This window comes from Streptomyces sp. WM6386, from assembly GCF_000972385.1.
Classification (GTDB): domain Bacteria; phylum Actinomycetota; class Actinomycetes; order Streptomycetales; family Streptomycetaceae; genus Streptomyces.
Map to the genome: position 1 here is coordinate 33,289 of NZ_JXTE01000048.1, position 16,803 is coordinate 50,091.

16 protein-coding genes are annotated in these 16,803 nt (G+C 71.6%); 10 read left to right on the forward strand and 6 right to left on the reverse strand.

Going from position 1 to position 16,803, the window contains the following annotated elements:
- Window positions 1-55: 55 nt before the first annotated feature.
- From TN53_RS26540 to asnB, 3 genes are read right to left on the reverse strand one after another with little or no spacing between them, the layout of a single operon-like run.
- On the reverse strand, window positions 56-2,119 hold the full coding sequence (locus TN53_RS26540; protein WP_159038201.1) for a condensation domain-containing protein: 2,064 nt from the start codon (window positions 2,117-2,119) through the stop codon (window positions 56-58).
- Window positions 2,112-3,737: an AMP-binding protein gene (locus tag TN53_RS26545; RefSeq protein WP_046261184.1), complete on the reverse strand. Its 1,626-nt coding sequence runs from the start codon at window positions 3,735-3,737 to the stop codon at window positions 2,112-2,114. The genes TN53_RS26540 and TN53_RS26545 overlap by 8 nt, the downstream gene beginning before the upstream one ends.
- Window positions 3,737-5,575 (reverse strand): asparagine synthase (glutamine-hydrolyzing), encoded by a 1,839-nt coding sequence (gene asnB, locus TN53_RS26550; RefSeq protein WP_046261185.1) that lies wholly within the window; start codon window positions 5,573-5,575, stop codon window positions 3,737-3,739. Before asnB ends, TN53_RS26545 begins: the two co-directional genes overlap by 1 nt.
- 230 nt (window positions 5,576-5,805) lie before the next feature.
- Between asnB and TN53_RS26555 the strand changes: the two genes are divergently transcribed.
- Complete coding sequence (locus TN53_RS26555) at window positions 5,806-6,468, forward strand: uridine kinase (protein ID WP_095046742.1); 663 nt, start codon at window positions 5,806-5,808, stop codon at window positions 6,466-6,468.
- Window positions 6,469-6,499: 31 nt separating this feature from the next.
- Window positions 6,500-6,823: a DUF6281 family protein gene (locus TN53_RS26560; RefSeq protein WP_046261187.1), complete on the forward strand. Its 324-nt coding sequence runs from the start codon at window positions 6,500-6,502 to the stop codon at window positions 6,821-6,823.
- Between the two features lie 174 nt (window positions 6,824-6,997).
- Here the strand turns inward: TN53_RS26560 and TN53_RS26565 are convergent, their stop codons facing one another.
- Window positions 6,998-7,741, reverse strand: a complete 744-nt coding sequence (locus TN53_RS26565; RefSeq protein ID WP_046261188.1) for a SigE family RNA polymerase sigma factor — start codon at window positions 7,739-7,741, stop codon at window positions 6,998-7,000.
- 230 nt (window positions 7,742-7,971) lie between these two features.
- On the opposite strand from TN53_RS26565, the gene afsQ1 reads away from it, so the two are divergent.
- The 5 genes from afsQ1 (at window position 7,972) to TN53_RS26590 (ending at window position 11,760) form a co-directional block, all read left to right on the forward strand.
- On the forward strand, window positions 7,972-8,649 hold the full coding sequence (afsQ1, locus tag TN53_RS26570) for a two-component system response regulator AfsQ1 (RefSeq protein ID WP_046261189.1): 678 nt from the start codon (window positions 7,972-7,974) through the stop codon (window positions 8,647-8,649).
- Window positions 8,646-10,196, forward strand: coding sequence for a sensor histidine kinase (locus TN53_RS26575; protein ID WP_046261190.1), 1,551 nt, complete (start codon window positions 8,646-8,648; stop codon window positions 10,194-10,196). Before afsQ1 ends, TN53_RS26575 begins: the two co-directional genes overlap by 4 nt.
- On the forward strand, window positions 10,193-10,837 hold the full coding sequence (locus TN53_RS26580; protein WP_234441718.1) for a hypothetical protein: 645 nt from the start codon (window positions 10,193-10,195) through the stop codon (window positions 10,835-10,837). Before TN53_RS26575 ends, TN53_RS26580 begins: the two co-directional genes overlap by 4 nt.
- A gap of 71 nt (window positions 10,838-10,908) precedes the next feature.
- A complete protein-coding gene (locus TN53_RS26585) occupies window positions 10,909-11,460 on the forward strand; it encodes a VanZ family protein (protein WP_046261192.1) in 552 nt (183 codons plus the stop codon).
- A gap of 90 nt (window positions 11,461-11,550) precedes the next feature.
- Complete coding sequence (locus tag TN53_RS26590; protein ID WP_046261193.1) at window positions 11,551-11,760, forward strand: PspC domain-containing protein; 210 nt, start codon at window positions 11,551-11,553, stop codon at window positions 11,758-11,760.
- A gap of 73 nt (window positions 11,761-11,833) precedes the next feature.
- Here the strand turns inward: TN53_RS26590 and TN53_RS26595 are convergent, their stop codons facing one another.
- Together TN53_RS26595 and TN53_RS26600 are read right to left on the reverse strand one after the other, a co-directional pair.
- Window positions 11,834-12,193 (reverse strand): ATP-binding protein, encoded by a 360-nt coding sequence (locus TN53_RS26595; RefSeq protein WP_046261194.1) that lies wholly within the window; start codon window positions 12,191-12,193, stop codon window positions 11,834-11,836.
- A gap of 138 nt (window positions 12,194-12,331) precedes the next feature.
- Window positions 12,332-13,495: an adenosine deaminase gene (locus TN53_RS26600; protein WP_046261195.1), complete on the reverse strand. Its 1,164-nt coding sequence runs from the start codon at window positions 13,493-13,495 to the stop codon at window positions 12,332-12,334.
- Between the two features lie 113 nt (window positions 13,496-13,608).
- Here TN53_RS26600 and TN53_RS26605 point away from each other — a divergent pair, with 113 nt between their 5' ends.
- The 3 genes from TN53_RS26605 (at window position 13,609) to TN53_RS44230 (ending at window position 16,801) form a co-directional block, all read left to right on the forward strand.
- Window positions 13,609-14,370 carry a prolyl oligopeptidase family serine peptidase gene (locus tag TN53_RS26605; RefSeq protein WP_046261196.1) on the forward strand — a complete coding sequence of 254 codons (762 nt, stop codon included), beginning with the start codon at window positions 13,609-13,611 and terminating at the stop codon, window positions 14,368-14,370.
- 152 nt (window positions 14,371-14,522) lie between these two features.
- A complete protein-coding gene (locus TN53_RS26610; RefSeq protein WP_046261197.1) occupies window positions 14,523-15,167 on the forward strand; it encodes a choice-of-anchor M domain-containing protein in 645 nt (214 codons plus the stop codon).
- Complete coding sequence (locus tag TN53_RS44230) at window positions 15,164-16,801, forward strand: choice-of-anchor M domain-containing protein (protein WP_052745318.1); 1,638 nt, start codon at window positions 15,164-15,166, stop codon at window positions 16,799-16,801. Before TN53_RS26610 ends, TN53_RS44230 begins: the two co-directional genes overlap by 4 nt.
- The last annotated feature ends 2 nt before the right edge of the window (window positions 16,802-16,803 follow it).

Here is a 16,803-nt window from a genome sequence, read left to right on the forward strand (position 1 = left end):
GCGGCGGCGCGGGCCGCCCGGGGCCCATTTCCTCTCGTACGTCATGGCCGGTACGTCACTTCTCCAGCGCCGCCGCGAGCGCGACACCGTCGACCCGCCCGGACGCCAGCCGGGGCAGCCGGTCGAGAACGTGCACGGTGGGCGGCGGCCAGCCCGCGGGCCAGGCGCGGCGCACGGCACGGCGCCACACACGGGGGTCGGGGTCCGTGCCCGCGGTCGGCACCACGGCGGCCCGGACCCGCAGCGCCCCGCCGTCACCGGTCACGACCGCGGCTTCCCGGACCCCGGGCAGCGCGGCGAGCACCGTCTCGGCCTCGGCACGGTCCAGGGTGCGCCCGACCCACTGCCGCACCTGGTCCGCGGTGCCCAGCAGCCGGACCCGGCCGTCCGCGTCGATCCAGGCACGGAACCCACCGGGACGCGGGTCGTCGCCGACGCCCAGCAGCCCCGCGATCCCCCGGGGCAGGGTGCGCCCCTCGGGGTCGGCCACCCGCAGCGGGCGGCCGGGCGCCGGGTCGGTGAGCCAGATGCCGTACGGGTCCTGCGCCCGCCAGTCGCACACGCCGAGCCGCCCGAGGGCGGGGTCGACGACGTCCAGCAGGACCCGGCCGCCCGCACTTCGGTAAGCGGCGACCGCGGGCGTCGGCAGGAACTGCTCGACGGGACAGTGCACGAGCGGGGTGGCCGTCGGGCCGGTCGCCGCGGCGGCGGCGAGTTCTGGGAACGACCCGCGCGCGGTGGGCGGCAGGGTGTCGGTGTCCCCGTCCGGCACGGGGTCCTCGGCGGGACGTACATGGGGTTCGGCGAAGGTGTGCAGCGAGGCGTCGGGCCGCTCCGTGAGGGCGCCGAGCAGACGGGTGAAGTCGGCCGTGAGGCGCCGCGCGCCGGCCTGGTCGAGGGCGGTCGGGGTGAAGTCGAGCCGTCCGTAGGCGGCGTCGCCCTCGCGGCGCAGTTGCAGGATGAGGTCGAAGGACCGCGTCGAGTTGGGCGCGAAGAAGTCCCAGTCGAACTCCAGACCCGCCACCTCGCCCAGGTCGCGCGCGACCGACGGATAGGACACGCCGATCCGGTCGAAGGCGCCCTGACCGACGTCCACGCCGTGACGTCGGCGCAGTTCGCGCAGGACCCAGCTGAACGGGACCCGGCGATGGCGGTGGACAAGGCCGAGCGCCTCCCCCGCGGCCGCCAGCAGGTCCCGGAACGTCGTCTCGGGTGTCACCTCCATCAGACACGGCACGACATTGACCTGGAGGCCGATGTGGTCCCGGGTCTCGGGCACGCTGGTGTCCACCGGGATGCCCAGGACGAAACGGCGGTTGCCGTACCCGTGCAGGACCGCCGCGGCACAGGCCACCAGGCCGGTGAAGAAGCTGACGCCCGTCCGCCGGGTGAGCTCGCGCAGCCGGGCGCAGTGCGCGGCGGGCAGGTCGAAACGGGGCGTCGGCCGCACCGTGGCGTCCTCGTCGGTGCCGGCGGAGCGGGGCAGGACCAGACCGGGCAGGTCGAGCAGACCGGCGGTCAGCCAGTACCGGACGACGTCGTCCAGCTCCTCGTCGATCGCCGGGTGCTCGGGCAGGGCGTGATTCTCGCGCGAGGGCCGGGGGCCGGTGGCGAGGGCGCGCAGGAACTGGCGGGCGAAGACGAACTTGGAGCGCCCGTCGAAGGCGATGTGGTGGACGCCGACGACCAGGGTGTGCCGGTCGGGTCCGTGCGTCAGCAGGGAGAAGGTGATCGGCGAGCGGGTGGTCAGGTCCCAGGGCCCGACCCGGTGCGCCCGGTACCAGTCCCGGGCCACGGATAGCTCCTGCCCCGCTGCGGCGGCGAGCTCCAACTCCTCGAACTGGAGCACATCCGGCGCCGGACGGATCGCCATCCGCGCCTCGCCGCCCTCGGTGACCAGCCCCCGGAGCTGCGGATGATCCTCACACACGTCCAGGCACGCCGCCCGCACCCGCTCCGCGCTCACCCCACCCCTGATGAGCACCGACAGAAACCCACCGTTGATGGACCGCGGATGCAACTGCTGCTCCAGCCACATCGCCTCCTGCGCGGGAGACAACCGCACGAGCACCGGCGCATCGACCGACCGCCCGTCCGCCACCCCCGCCGTCTCAGCCACGCGTTCCCCCCGCCCCCACCGCATCCGGCAGTTCGCGGCGGGCGAGCTTGCCGTTGGCCGTCAGGGGGAGTTCCGGTACGAGGACGAAGCGGGCCGGGATCATGTAGTCGGGCAGGGCGGCCGCACAGGCTGTGCGCAACGCGCCGACGTCGGGGGCCCGGTCCTCGCCGGCCGGGACGACGTAGGCCTGCAGCGCGGTCGTGCGGTCCGTGCCGAGGCCGACGACGGCGACCCGGCGCACCCCGGGGACCCGGCTCAGCACGGCCTCGACCTCACCCGGCTCCACGCGGTACCCGCGGACCTTGAGCTGGTCGTCGATACGGCCGACGAAGTGCAGCAGGCCGTCCTCCAGGCGCACCAGATCGCCGGTGCGGTAGCCGCGCCGGGTGCCGCCGTCGACGTGCGGCAGCTCCTGGAACCGTTCCTCGGTCAGCCGCTCGTCGCCGAGGTACCCCGTGGCCAGGCAGCGGCCGGTGACGACGAGTTCGGCCTCCTCGCCCTCGGCGAAGGGGCCGAGGACCCCGTCCCGCAGCCGCAGCAGCCCGGCACCGGCCACGCAGCCGCCGAGCGGCGGATGCGCGGGCCACCGGGCCGGGTCCTGGGGCAGCCGGTACTCGGTGACGACATGCGTCTCGCTGGGCCCGTACTGGTTGACCAGGGTCGCGTCCAGGCCCGCGAACAGCGCCCGCACCTCGTCGTTGACGACGAGCCGCTCGCCCGCGACGACGACCTCCCGCAGCGCGGACAGCCGATGCCCGGTCACCGGCACCGCGACGGCCAGCGCGTGCAGGGACGCCACCGGCAGGAAGGCGCGGGCGATGTCGTACCGCTCCAGCACGCCGGCGAGCAGGAACGGGTCGCGGCGGGTGATGTCGTCGACCACGACCAGCGGCGCGCCCGCGACCCAGGCCGCCACCAGCTCCTGGAACCCGACGTCGAACCCGACGGACGCGGCATGCAGCGTGCGCGGCACCTCGCCCCGCTCCCACCCGTCCAGATGCCAGCCGGCCAGCCCCTCGAGAACCACCGGCGGAACCGCCACACACTTGGGCGTCCCCGTGGAACCGGAGGTGGCGACGACGTAGGCGACAGGACCGCTCCGATCGACCGCGGACCCCCCGCTCGCGCCCGAACCAGTCCGACCGAGCCCCTCGCCCGCCCCCGGCACCGAGCCCGCGCGACCGGGCCCCGCGTCCGTGCCCGAGCCCGGGCCGGCCCCCTCGGCCGCCCGTTGCGCGGTCACGGCCGACGTCCCGACCCCGAGCGTCGTCACATCCGGACCGAGGTCCATCGATGCCGGGGCGTCGGTCAGGGCCAGTCGGACGTCCGCCGTGTCGATGATCCGGTCCAGGCGCTCGGCCGGCAGCCCCGGGTCCAGGGCGACGACCGCGGCCCCCGCCCGCCAGATGCCGAGCACGGCCGCGCACCGCCACCAGCCGCGCACCGCCAGCACCCCGACGTACGCGCCGGGCGCCACGCCCCGTTCGGCGAGCGCGGCCGCGATCCGGGCGGAGGCCGCGTCCAGCTGGGCGTATGTGTACTCGGTGTCCTCGTGCACCACCGCGACCCGGTCCGCGTACTTCTCGCACGCGGCGACCAGCAGCTCGGTGAGCGGCATCAGAGCTCGACCCGTACGCCGGACTCGAACCAGTGGTCCAGCTGTACGGCCGCCTCGATGCTCATCCGGGTCACCCCTGCCCGTAGCCCGTAAGTGGGGTCGGTCAGCACGGACTCGACGCGCGCGGGGTCGAGCAGGTCGTTCACCCGGGCACCGGGCCGCTCGGTGATGTCCTTCAGCTGGGCGCGCAGCGCGGTGCGGTAGGCGGGGTCCTGGACCGTCGGGTACGGCGACTTCTTCCGCTGGAGGACCGCCTCCGGCAGCAGGTCACGGACCGCGGCCCGCAGCAGGCTCTTCTCCCGCCCGTCGGCGACCTTCATCTCCCACGGCACGTTGTAGACGTACTCGGCGAGTTCGTGGTCGCAGAACGGCACCCGGCCCTCGATGGACGCGGCCATCCCGAGGCGGTCCTTGCGGTCGAGGATGACCCGCAGATAGCGGGTCATGTTGAGGTACGTGATCTCCCGCATCCGGCGTTCGTGCGCGGACTCCTCACCGCTCAGCGGAACCTCGGCGACGGCCTCCTCGTAGCGGGCCTGGGTGTACCCGGCGAAGTCGAGCTCGTGGTACAGCTCCCGGTCCAGGAGTCCGGACAGGAACTCCATCTGGTGCGAGGCGCCGAGCCAGGGGAAGGTCCTGGACTTCACGTAGAACGGGTCGTGGAACCACATGTAGCCGCCGAACAGCTCGTCCGAGCCGTCCCCGGTGAGGGTGACCGTGCAGAAGCGGCGGACCTCCTGGGAGAGCCGGTACAGCGACACGTACATGTCGAGTCCGGCGACGGGCCGCTCATGGGCGCGCACCACGGCCGCCTGGGCCTCGCGGTCGGCCAGGTGGTCCCGGTCGACGAGCAGCTCGCGGTGCTCACTGCCCAGATGCGCGGCCATCTTGGCGACGTAGGGGGCGTCCGGGGAGTCGTGCACCTCGTCGGGGCGGAAGTTCTCCAGATGGTAGGCGAACTCCATGGAGAACGTCTGGAGCCGGTCGCCGCCGCCGAGGGAGCGGTTGACCAGGGCGCAGACCGCGCTGGAGTCCAGGCCGCCGGAGAGCATCGAGGAGATCGGCACGTCCGAGATCACCTGGCGCCGGACGATGTCCTCCAGCATCTCGCGCACGGTCCGTTCCGTGGTGGCGAGGTCGTCGGTGTGCTCGCGCGGGGTGAAGTTCCAGTAGCGGGCGCGGCGGACGCCGGCGCGCGAGTAGCGGACGACCTCGCCCGGGATCACCTCCCGGGTGTGCCGGAACACCGACAGGCCCGGGGTGGGGGTGAAGGACAGCGCCTCCAGCAGTCCGGTCCGGTCCACGACCGGCTCGACCAGGCCGGTGGCGAACAGCGCCTTGGGTTCGGAGCCGAAGGCGAAGCCGTCCGGGGTCTCGGCGTAGAAGAGTGGGTAGATGCCGAACCGGTCGCGGATCAGGACGAGTTCCTCGGTCCGTACGTCCCACACGGCGAAGGCGAACATGCCGCGCAGCCGTTCGGCGCAGGCCGGGCCCCACTCCTGGTAGGCGCGCAGCACCACCTCGGTGTCGCTGCGGTCGCGGAACTCATGGCCCCGGCCGCGCAGTTCCTCGCGCAGCTCGGCGAAGTTGAAGACCTCGCCGGTGTAGTTGAGCACGACGGTCTCGCGACCCGCCGCGTCGGTGGCGACGGCGGGCTGGTGTCCGCCCGACAGGTCGACCACGGCGAGCCTGCGGGGCACGAACAGGGCTCTCGGAGAGGACCACTCGCTGACTTCGTCCGGACCGCGCAGGGCGAGCGCGCCACGCATCGACTCGACCAGGTCGGAGCGGTGCGCGAGGTCCTGGGTGAAGGAGACAAGGCCGACTATGCCGCACATGGAAAGAACGCTCCCAGCGTCGCGTGCAGGGTGACGAAGGCGAGGATCACGCGCGACGCACCCGTGCGTCACCCCGGTTGGCAGCTAGTTGCCAGGTCTGGTGTTGTGGCTTCCCGGGCCGCGCGCCGCGTGCGAACCGGCGACTCGCCCAGGGTGACCGCGGCGGCACCGACGGTGCTCGGCATGTGACGCGCACTGCAAAGCCGGTCCGCGGGGTCGATGAACAGCAGGTGAATGCCGCACACTGGTGTCCCGTGAGTTCCCCTTCGTCCATACCGACGCGAGTCGTGCTGCTCTGCGGCCCCTCCGGCTCCGGCAAGTCCCTTCTCGCGGCCCGTTCCGGTCTTCCGGTCCTCAGGCTCGACGACTTCTACAAGGAGGGCGACGACCCGACTCTGCCGCTGGTGGCGGGGAGCTCCGACATCGACTGGGACCACCCGGAGTCCTGGGACGCGGACGTGGCCGTCGCGGCGATCGTCGAGCTGTGCGGCACGGGTCGTACGGACGTCCCCCAGTACGACCTCTCGCTGAGCGCCCGTACCGGCGCGGAGACCGTCGACATCGGCCGGACCCCGCTGTTCATCGCGGAGGGCATCTTCGCCGCGGAGATCGTCACACGCTGCCAGGAGCTCGGCGTGCTGGCCGACGCGCTGTGTCTGAGCCGCGGTCCCGTGCAGACGTTCCGGCGCCGGTTCCTGCGGGACCTCAAGGAGGGCCGCAAGTCGGTGCCGTTCCTGCTGCGCCGCGGCTGGCGGCTGATGCGCCAGGAACGCACGATCGTCTCCCGTCAGACCGCACTCGGCGCCCACGCCTGCGACAAGCACGAGGCGCTGGGCCGACTGGCCGCGGCCGCGGCGGGCCGCCGTCCGGCAGCTTCGACGCCGGCGGGCTGAACGTCTTCGGCGCCTTCCGCGTCGTAGGGCCATGACGATCACACGTGGAACCCTGCTCGTGGCGGCCGCGCTGCTGGCCGCCACCGGATGCACGGGCGGTGAGGCCTCGGCCTCCTGCTCGGGCCTGGTGACCTACGACAGCCGTGACTATCTGCCCACCGAGAAGTCCGTCTTCACCGTCGGCGAGCGGCTGGGCACCGCCACCATCGCGGAGTGCGACGACACCCCGAACGACTCCGGGGACGGCATCCCCGAGAGCAGGACCGGCGCGTACCGCATCGAGGGGGTCGATCCCGCCGTGGGCATCGCCGTCGGTGACAGCGCCGCCGAGGCGGCTCCCATGGCGGCCGGCTGACCACACACCAAAGCGGAACTGGACGGACCCCCCGGCCCTCCAGTCCCGCTCTTTGGTGCTTCCCCCGTGGTGGTGCTTCCCCCGATTTCCCCCCGGTACTGCTCCCCCGTGTTACCGCACCACCGCGCTACCGCTCCCCCGCGGTGCTCCCCCGTGGTGGTGCTCCCCCGACCCTCAGGCGACAAGCTCCCCGAAGGCGTCCTCCTCGTCACGGCCGAAGCTGAGGACCTCGTCCTCGCGCAGCCGGCGCAGCGACCGCCAGATGCTGGACTTCACCGTGCCGACACTGATGTCGAGGATGTCCGCGATCTCCGGGTCGGTGCGGCCCTCGTAGTAACGAAGGACCAGCATCGTCCGCTGGAGTTCGGGCAGCCGGGCCAGCGCCTGCCACAGGACCGCACGCAGCTCGGTGCCGCGCATCGCGTCCGTGTCGCCGGGCGTCTCCGGCAGTTCCTCGGTCGGGTACTCGTTCAGCTTGCGGCGGCGCCACGCGCTGATGTGCAGATTCGTCATCGTCCGTCGCAGGTATCCCCCGACGGCCGCCTTGTCACTGATCCGGTCCCAGGCCTTGTACGTCGAGAACAGCGCGCTCTGCAGCAGGTCCTCGGCCTCGAAGCGGTCACCGGTCAGGTGGTAGGCGGTTGCGTACAGGGAGGCGCGGCGCTCCTGGACGTAGGCGGTGAACTCCGCCTCCGACAGCGAACGACGCTCCCCCGAGTCCTCCCTGTACGCGCTTCCCCCGTGTGCTTCCCCCGTGAAACCGTCAACCACCGTCATGTACGCGGTGTGCTGACGCCCAGCGCCGCGAGCGCACCCCCGCCCGCTCACGGCGCCGGACTTCTCGGAACCCCGGCCCCCGTTCACGTCGTGCAGACGCGTGATCACTGCGCTGGTGCTGTTGCTGTGCAGCGTGTTCATCTCGCGCCCCCCGTCGTGGACTTCCGGTGTTCTGCTTTCCAGGCTGTGCTTCCTTGCCTGTGCCGAGAAGCTTGCCTTCGCACCTTCATGACCGTGTCCGCCGACTGTCACAGACCTGTCACAGGGGTCGGCCTCAGGGAAGACACGGCTTGGTCACAGAGAGCAGCGCTACACGTACGTACCTGTACAGGTGTCGATACCGCACCCCGCCATGGGCCAGAATGAGCCCCGTGCCTTCCCTGTTGCTGATCGAGGACGACGACGCCATCCGCACGGCCCTGGAGCTGTCACTGACGCGCCAGGGTCACCGGGTTGCCACGGCTGCCACCGGCGAGGACGGCCTGAAGCTGCTGCGTGAGCAGCGGCCGGACCTGATCGTGCTGGATGTGATGCTGCCCGGCATCGATGGTTTCGAGGTGTGCCGGCGCATCCGGCGCACGGACCAGCTGCCGATCATTCTGCTGACCGCGCGCAGCGACGACATCGACATCGTCGTCGGACTGGAGTCCGGCGCCGACGACTATGTCGTCAAACCGATCCAGGGGCGGGTGCTGGACGCCCGGATCCGGGCCGTGCTGCGGCGCGGGGAACGCGAGTCGACCGACGCGGCGAGCTTCGGCTCCCTGGTCATCGACCGCGCGGCGATGACCGTCACGAAGAACGGCGAGGACCTCCAGCTCACGCCCACCGAGCTCAGGCTGCTCCTGGAGCTGAGCCGGCGGCCCGGCCAGGCCCTGTCGCGGCAGCAGTTGCTGCGGCTGGTCTGGGAGCACGACTACCTCGGTGACTCGCGCCTGGTGGACGCCTGTGTCCAGCGGCTGCGCGCCAAGGTCGAGGACGTGCCGTCGTCCCCGACCCTGATCCGCACGGTCCGGGGTGTCGGCTACCGGCTGGACACGCCTCAGTGACCCAAGCGCAAGGGGGGATCCGCGGCTGGGCCGCGGCTCGCAAGGGACATCTGACACGACTGCGCTTCACCAGTCTGCGGCTGCGGCTCGTCGTGGTCTTCGGACTCGTGGCGCTCACCGCCGCGGTGTCCGCGTCCGGGATCGCCTACTGGCTCAACCGCGAGGCGGTGCTCACCCGCACCCAGGACGCGGTGCTGCGCGACTTCCAGCAGGAGATGCAGAACCACGCGGGTCTGCTGCCCGAGCTCCCCGAGCAGTACGAACTCCAGCGCACCGCGCAGGAGATGGCCAACAGCAGCCAGCGCTTCAGCGTGCTGCTCGTCGCGAAGGGCTCCGACGGCGAGGCGCTGTACGCCAACTCCGGTGCCCTGAACGGCTTCGCGGTCCAGGACGTCCCCACGTCGCTGCGGGCCGCGGTGAACGAGACGCAGGAGGTCGACTCCTCCAACAAGTACGCGTACCACCTGTACTGGCAGCGGATCGTCGACGACGGCACCCCGTATCTCGTGGCCGGCACGAAGGTCATCAACGGCGGCACCACCGGCTACATGCTCAAGTCGCTGGAGCCGGAGGCGAAGGACCTCAACTCCCTTGCCTGGTCGCTCGGTATCGCCACCGGTCTCGCGCTGATCGGCTCGGCGCTGCTCGCGCAGGCCGCCGCCACGACCGTACTGAAGCCGGTGCACCGGCTCGGGGTCGCCGCCCGCCGGCTCGGCGAGGGCAAGCTGGACACCCGGCTGAGGGTGTCCGGCACCGATGAACTCGCGGATCTGTCACGGACGTTCAACGACGCGGCCGAGGCCCTGGAGAAACGGGTCGACGACATGGCCGGGCGGGACGAGGCGTCCCGGCGGTTCGTCGCCGACATGAGCCATGAGCTGCGTACGCCGCTCACCGCGATCACCGCCGTGACGGAGATCCTGGAGGAGGAGCTGGAGGCGGAGTCGGGTTCGATGGACCCGATGATCGAGCCTGCGGTCCGGCTGGTCGTCAGCGAGACGCGGCGCCTCAACGACCTCGTCGAGAACCTGATGGAGGTCACCCGCTTCGACGCGGGTACCGCCCGTCTCGTCCTGGACGACGTCGACGTCGCGGACCAGATCACCGCCTGCATCGACGCGCGGGCCTGGCTGGACGCGGTGGACCTGGACGCCGAACGCGGCATCCACGCCCGGCTCGACCCGCGCCGCCTGGACGTGATCATGGCGAACCTCGTCGGCAACGCGCTCAAGCACGGCGGTTCGCCGGTGCGGGTGGCGGTGCGTGCGGCGGACGACTCGGTCGTCATCGAGGTGCGGGACCACGGGCCCGGCATCCCGGAGGACGTCCTGCCGCATGTCTTCGACCGGTTCTACAAGGCGAGCGCGTCGCGCCCCCGCTCCGAGGGCAGCGGACTCGGCCTCTCCATCGCCCTGGAGAACGCCCATATCCACGGCGGCGAGATCACCGCCGCGAACTCCCCCGAGGGCGGCGCGGTCTTCACGCTGCGACTGCCCAGGGACGGGTCGGAGCTGGCGCTGGAGGGCGAGGGGGAGAAGAACCCATGAGCGTGACGCGAGGGCGGGGGCGGCGGGCCATGAGCACCGTGACCGTACGACGGCTGCTGGCACTGCCCGTGCTGGCGGCGCTGGCCACCGGGTGCGGCATCCGGGCCACCGAGGTCCCGACGGACTTCGGGCCCGCGCCCTCACGGGTGCACTGCTCCGTCTCGGAGCCGGACATCTCCGCGCAGTCCTCGCGCGGCCTTGCGGTGCAGGTGTTCCTGCTGTGCGGTTCGTCGCTGGTGGCCGTCGACCGGACGGTGAGCGTCGAGGAGGGTACGGCGGACTCGCGGCGGCGGGTGCTGGTGGCGCAGGAGCTGCTCAACCAGCTGGCCGCGGCGCCGTCCGCCGGCGAGGCGGAGGCCGGGTACCGGACGACCGTGCGCGACGGCATGACGGTGACCGGGCCGCGTCGCGAGGACCCCGAGGACACTCTCCGGCTGAGCTTCCCGCCGGATGCCCTCGCCAAGTCCTCCCTCGCCCAGATCGTCTGCACGTTCTCCGACTCCGCCGCCGCCGAGGGCGACGGCTCGGTCATCCTCGGCGGCCCGGACGGCGCCGCCCCGCGCCGCTACGAGTGCACCGACGAGGTCCGCGCCGAACCGAACAGCGCGAAACCGCCGTCGACGGAGGTCACGGACGGCTGATGTACGGGTGTGGCGGACGCCTCACCCGTATGCCCGGAACCGATCCCGCCGCACCCCGCGTCTAGGGGGTCGTGCAGCGTCAAGGCTCCATCGGCAGCAGCGCCGTGATCCGCATGCGGGCGGCGGGGGGTTTCCTCCTCGTCGCGCATCTCGCGTTCGTGGCCTGGCTCACCCTGAGACCGCTGGACGTCCCGTGGATGACGCCACCGAATCTCACCCCGCTCGCCGGTATCCGGGCCGACCTGGCCCTCGGCTGGCCGCAGGCCGCCCGGCGGATCGGTGAGGCGGTCGTGCTGCTGGCCCCCCTCGGGGTGCTGTTCCCGCTGGCGCACGGCAGGCTGTACGTCTCCCCGCTCGCGTCCCTGATCCGCACGGTCGCCGCGGGCGCCCTGATCTCCCTCGGCATCGAACTGCTGCAGACCGGCGTCCCCGGTCAGGTCGTCGACATCGACTCGGTGCTCCTGAACACCGTGGGCGTGGCCCTCGCGCACGCCGCCTTCATCCCCGCGGGCCGCGCCTGGTTCCGCCGCAGGTCCCGGTCCCCCAGGCGGGCGGCCGTCCTCGCGGAGGAGTCCTCTCAGGGTCGTACCCCGACGATTCCCAGGGTCGGCATCGCACCGTAGAGCGACGCTTTGCCCCCTTCGTCTCCGTAGTGTCGAAGACAGACGAGGCAGCCGGAAAGGCAGCCCGACGACGCTCACGAAGGAGCCGCAATGTCCCGCCTTGCCCGCCCCACCAACGGCCGCATGATCGGCGGAGTGTGTGCCGCGCTGGCACGGCGCTTCGGCACCTCCGCCACCACGATGCGGGTGATCTTCGTGCTCTCGTGCCTGCTGCCCGGCCCGCAGTTCCTGCTCTACATCGCCCTGTGGATCCTGTTCCCCTCCGAGGGCAAGGTGAACAAGACGCAGGCGGCCTGGTAACCGGCCTTTCGCGCATACGCCGATGGGGCGCACCCCGTACCAGGGGTGCGCCCCATCGGGGCGTTTTGCGGGTTCAGCCGAGCGGGATCCCGTTCAGCGGCAGACCCTGGGTGGGCAGCCCGGTCTGGCCGACCGGCAGACCGCCGAGCAGACCGGCGACCGGCTTGGTCGGGCCGTCGGCGAGCGCGCTCTGAGCGGCGGGCGTCACGGCGGCCAGACCCGCGGCGAGCGCCGGCTGCGCCTGCGACAGCGCGTCACCGGCACCCGGCAGCGCCTTGGCGACATTCTCCGCCGGGAGCGTCTTGGTGACGGTGTCCAGCGCCTGGGAGGCGTCCGGAACGGCCGGGGCGGCGTTCGCGGCACCCGCACCGACGGCGGCGAAGGCGGCACCGAGGGCGGCGACACCGAGGGTCTTGGCAGCAGACTGCTTCATGAAAATGCGTCCTCGAATGGGATGGCGGTGATGTGAGCGGTCCACGACCGTAAACACGCATCGGCATCCGCCGCAAACATCGAAATGCGGACGGATTGTGAATACCCGTCCGCATTTCGATTCCCGAGAGATTCCCGATCAGCCCTCTTCGGCCACAGAACCGCTGGTGGAGGCGGTCTGCTGGAACAGCCATTCGGACTTCAGCTCGGCATAACCGGGCTTGACGACGTCATTGATCATGGCCAGTCGTTCATCGAAAGGAATGAACGCTGATTTCATCGCATTGACGGAGAACCACTGCATGTCGTCGAGCGTGTAGCCGAATGCTCCGACCAGATGCTCGAATTCCCGGCTCATGCTCGTACCGGACATCAGCCGGTTGTCGGTGTTCACGGTGGCCCGGAAGTGCAGTCGGCGCAGCAGCCCGATCGGGTGCTCGGCATAGGAGTCGGCGGCCCCGGTCTGGAGGTTGGAGCTCGGGCACAGCTCCAGCGGGATGCGCTTGTCCCGGACGTAGGAGGCGAGCCGGCCGAGCTTGACCGAGCCGTCCTGGTGGACCTGGATGTCGTCGATGATGCGCACCCCGTGGCCGAGCCGGTCGGCGCCGCACCACTGCAGGGCCTGCCAGATGGAGGGCAGCCCGAAGGCTTCGCCGGCGTGGATGGTGAAGTGGTTGTTCTCGCGCTTGAGGTACTCGAACGCGTCGAGGTGCCGGGTGGGCGGGTAGCCGGCCTCGGCGCCCGCGATGTCGAAGCCCACCACGCCCAGATCGCGGTAGCGGTTGGCGAGTTCGGCGATCTCCAGGGCGCGGGCGGCGTGCCGCATCGCGGTGAGCAGGGCGCCGACGCGGATGCGCCGGCCGTTCGCGCGGGCGGTCCGCTCCCCTTCCCGGAAGCCCTCGTTGACGGCCTCGACGACCTCTTCGAGGCTGAGCCCGCCTTCGAGGTGCTGCTCTGGGGCGTACCGCACCTCGGCGTAGACGACCCCGTCGGCGGCTAGGTCCTCGGCGCACTCGGCGGCGACCCGGACCAGGGCCTCGCGGGTCTGCATCACACCGACGGTGTGGGAGAAGGTCTCCAAGTACCGTTCCAGCGAGCCGGAGTCGGCGGCCTCGCGGAACCAGATGCCGAGCTTGTCGGCGTCGTGCTCGGGGAGTTGGGCGTACCCGGTGTCCCGGGCGAGCTCGACGACGGTGCCGGGGCGCAGCCCGCCGTCGAGGTGATCGTGCAGCAGAACCTTGGGTGCCCGGCGGATCTGGTCCGAGCTCGGGGTGGTTCCCGTCCGGTCAGTCTGGCTCGTCATTTCCGCACTCTAACTCCTACGCGCGTAGATCGCTCGGTGTACAACTCCGTCGATACGTAACGGTGACCGCCCCGACGGGTGGAGTACACGGACGCTTCTGACACTGTTCTGTCATGGCACAGCAAGCGACGCCGGTTCGCACGGCCCGGCTGGGACGGGCACTCGGTCCGGAACCGACGGCGGTGAGCGGGGTGGTGCTGCTGCTCCCCGGCGGCGAGGAGAGCTCTGATCGCAGACCGTCCTCCATGATGGCGACCGCGTCCGTCCGCGCCCTCGGCCGCCGGCTGGCGCGCGCGGGCCGGGAGGACGGCCTGGCCACCCATGTCGTCCACTACCGCTACCGCGGCTGGAACGGCACACAGGCACATCTCGCCCGGGACGCCGACTGGGCCACGGAGGAGGTCGTACGGCGCTACGGCGACGTCGCCGTGTGCCTGGCCGGCGTCGACATGGGCGCCCGGGCCGCGCTGCACGCGGGCGGCCACGAGGCCGTCAACTCCGTGCTGGCCATCGCCCCTTGGCTGCCCGAGGAGGACGTGGCGGCGCCCCCCGAACCGGTGAAGCAGCTCGCGGGCCGACGGGTGCTGGTGGTGCACGGCACGAACGACGCGCGCACGGATCCGGAGCTGTCGTTCCGACTCGCGGCGCGGGCGAAGAAGGCCAACCGGGACGTCTGCCGGTTCGAAGTCCACTCCGACGGGCACGCGTTGCGCCAGCACCGGGACGAAGTCCACGCGCTGGCCGAGGACTTCGTCATGGGATCGCTGTTCGGCCGCGCGTTCTCACGCCCGGTCGAGGACGCCCTGGCCGCCCCGCCGCCGCTGGGGCTGCGGATGCCGCTGGCGGCGGGCTTCGGGCGGTCGCTGCGGCGGTAGCCGACAGCACCGCCCGGCGGTGACCGACACCGTCACGCGCTGCACAGCGCCCTCACGCCTCTCTCATGACCCCCTTGCGACTCTTTACTGAAAATGATTATCGTCTTTACGTGCCCATGGGGGCATGTCCATGACCTAAGGGGGGTCTTCTTTTGCGTACCCGCAACCGTCTGCTGACCGTCGCCGGCCTCGCCGCCGCCACGCTCGCCACCGCCGGTCTCAACTCCTCCGCGTTCGCCGCGACGACGCTGTCGTCCGGCCATGTCGACGTCCTCGACGCCGACTGGGACGGCTCCGCGCTGAGCCTGCACGCCCATGACGAGGAGAACGACACCGAGTACGACCCCGCGGACCTGACGCTGGCCGTCCCGACCGCCGCGAAGGTCACCAACCCGGGCTACACCTTCCTCGGTTCGGGCAGCCAGGTCTGGCTGCTGCCGGACACCGAGGCCGAGGCGACCGCCGCCGGGGTGCTCTTCCCCGGCGTCTCCACCGAGCACCTGACCACGGGGGTCTTCGCCAACAATAACGTCACGTTCACCCTCGTCAGCGCCACCCGCAACGGCGCCTCGACCGAGGACTTCAGCGTCTACGCCGGCAGCGGCAGCCGCTGGTTCGACAGTGACACCGCCACCGGCAGCTTCAAGTCCAGAACCTTCGCCGTCGCCACCCACAACCACGCCAACTGGGCCTTCGAGGAGGCCGGCACCTACCAGCTGACGTTCCGGGTCTCCGGCACGGTCGGCGGTGTCGCCAAGACCGCCACCGGGACCTACACCGTCGTCGTCAGCTCATGAGGGAAGCCCTGACGCGCGGCGGGCGCGCCTTCACGGCGGCCGCTCTCACCACGACGGCAGCGGTGCTCCTGTGCGCGGCAGGGCTGGTCGTCGCCGGCGGCAGCGGGGACGCCCGCGCCGCCGGCGGTGCCGTCGTCCTGGACGAGGGCGAACTCGACTTCACGCCCCGGCAGGTGGACGGCAGGCCGCAGTTGCAGATCGACGACCGCGGAGGTGGCACCACCGTCGTACGCGAACCGTCCGAGGTCGTCCTGCACGTCGTACCGTCCGCCCTCCAGTACACGCCGGACCCGGTGGCCACGGCGCTGGGGTCCACGAACATGGACTCCTGGCAGCTGGGCGGCTGGGAGGCGGCGAACATCTTCGCGGCCGAGCCGGGCTGGAAGGGCACCGAGGCGGGCGGGGACACCCAGGTCGCGCTGTCCGGGTTCGAGGGGCCCGGGGTCTTCGGTCTGGCCACGTACACGCGGGAGATCGACAGTGCGAACGGCCCGGCGATCGCCCATCTCGGCAGCGCGGAGGGCGTACCGCGGTCCTTCACCCTGGCCGGGGACGCGGAACGGCTGCTGCCCATCTGGCAGTTCACCGCGGAAGGCGTCTACCGGCTCACCTTCACCGTGACCACGGGCGGCGCCACCGACACCGAGACCCTGGCCGTGGTGGTGGGCGACGACGCCGATCCGTCGACCGTGATGCCGGGCGACGGGACCACGTCGACACCGCCCGCCAGTCCCACTCCGACCCCCACCGCCACGACGCACGTCATCTCCGAGGGGCACGTCGACATGGCGGCCCGGAAGATCGACGGCGAGCTGGAGTTCCAGCTCAAGGAGGGCTCCGAACTCGACCACACATGGCACGAGCCGAGCGGGGTCGTCCTGCACGTACGGCCCGCCGCCAAGCGGAGGATCCCCGAGGGTTACGACTTCCTCGGCACCCCGGGCGACGCGGTGTGGTGGCTGCCGTTGCAGCAGAACGCCGGGATCGTGTGGCCCGGCTGGAACACCGGGGAGTTCCCCAGGGCCGAGCTCGACGGCAAGGTCTCCTTCCGGCTGGACTCCGTCCAGGGGCCCGGAAACATCGCGATGTTCTACAGCGACTCCACAGGCACCCCGGTCGTCCCGCTCAACAGCGGCGACGGACTGCCCGACACCCACACCCTCGCCGGGGGCACACACGCCCACTTCGACTGGGCCTTCTCCGCCGAGGGCGTCTACCGCACCACCTTCACCGTCAGCGCCACGCTCGCCGACGGCACGCGGGTCGCCGACACGCAGACCCTCGCCTGGGTGGTCGGGGACGGCACCGATCCGTCGACGGTGACACCGGGGGCGGGGGACGAACCGACGGCCACGCCCACGACGACACCGACGGCCGGTGCGAGCGAGACCGCTTCGGCGACGCCCACGGCCACCGCTGCCGCTTCCGCGTCGGAATCGACATCGGTATCGGCTGCCGCTTCCGGGTCACCGGGTGCGGCGGCCTCCGGGGCGGCGGTGAGCGTCGAGGGCTCCTCCGGCTCGCTCGCCTCCACCGGTGCCCAGGTGTCGACGGTCGCGGGGATCGCGGTGGCCGCCCTGGTGATGGGTGGCGGTGCGGTGTTCCTCGTACGACGACGCCGTACGACCGACTGAGA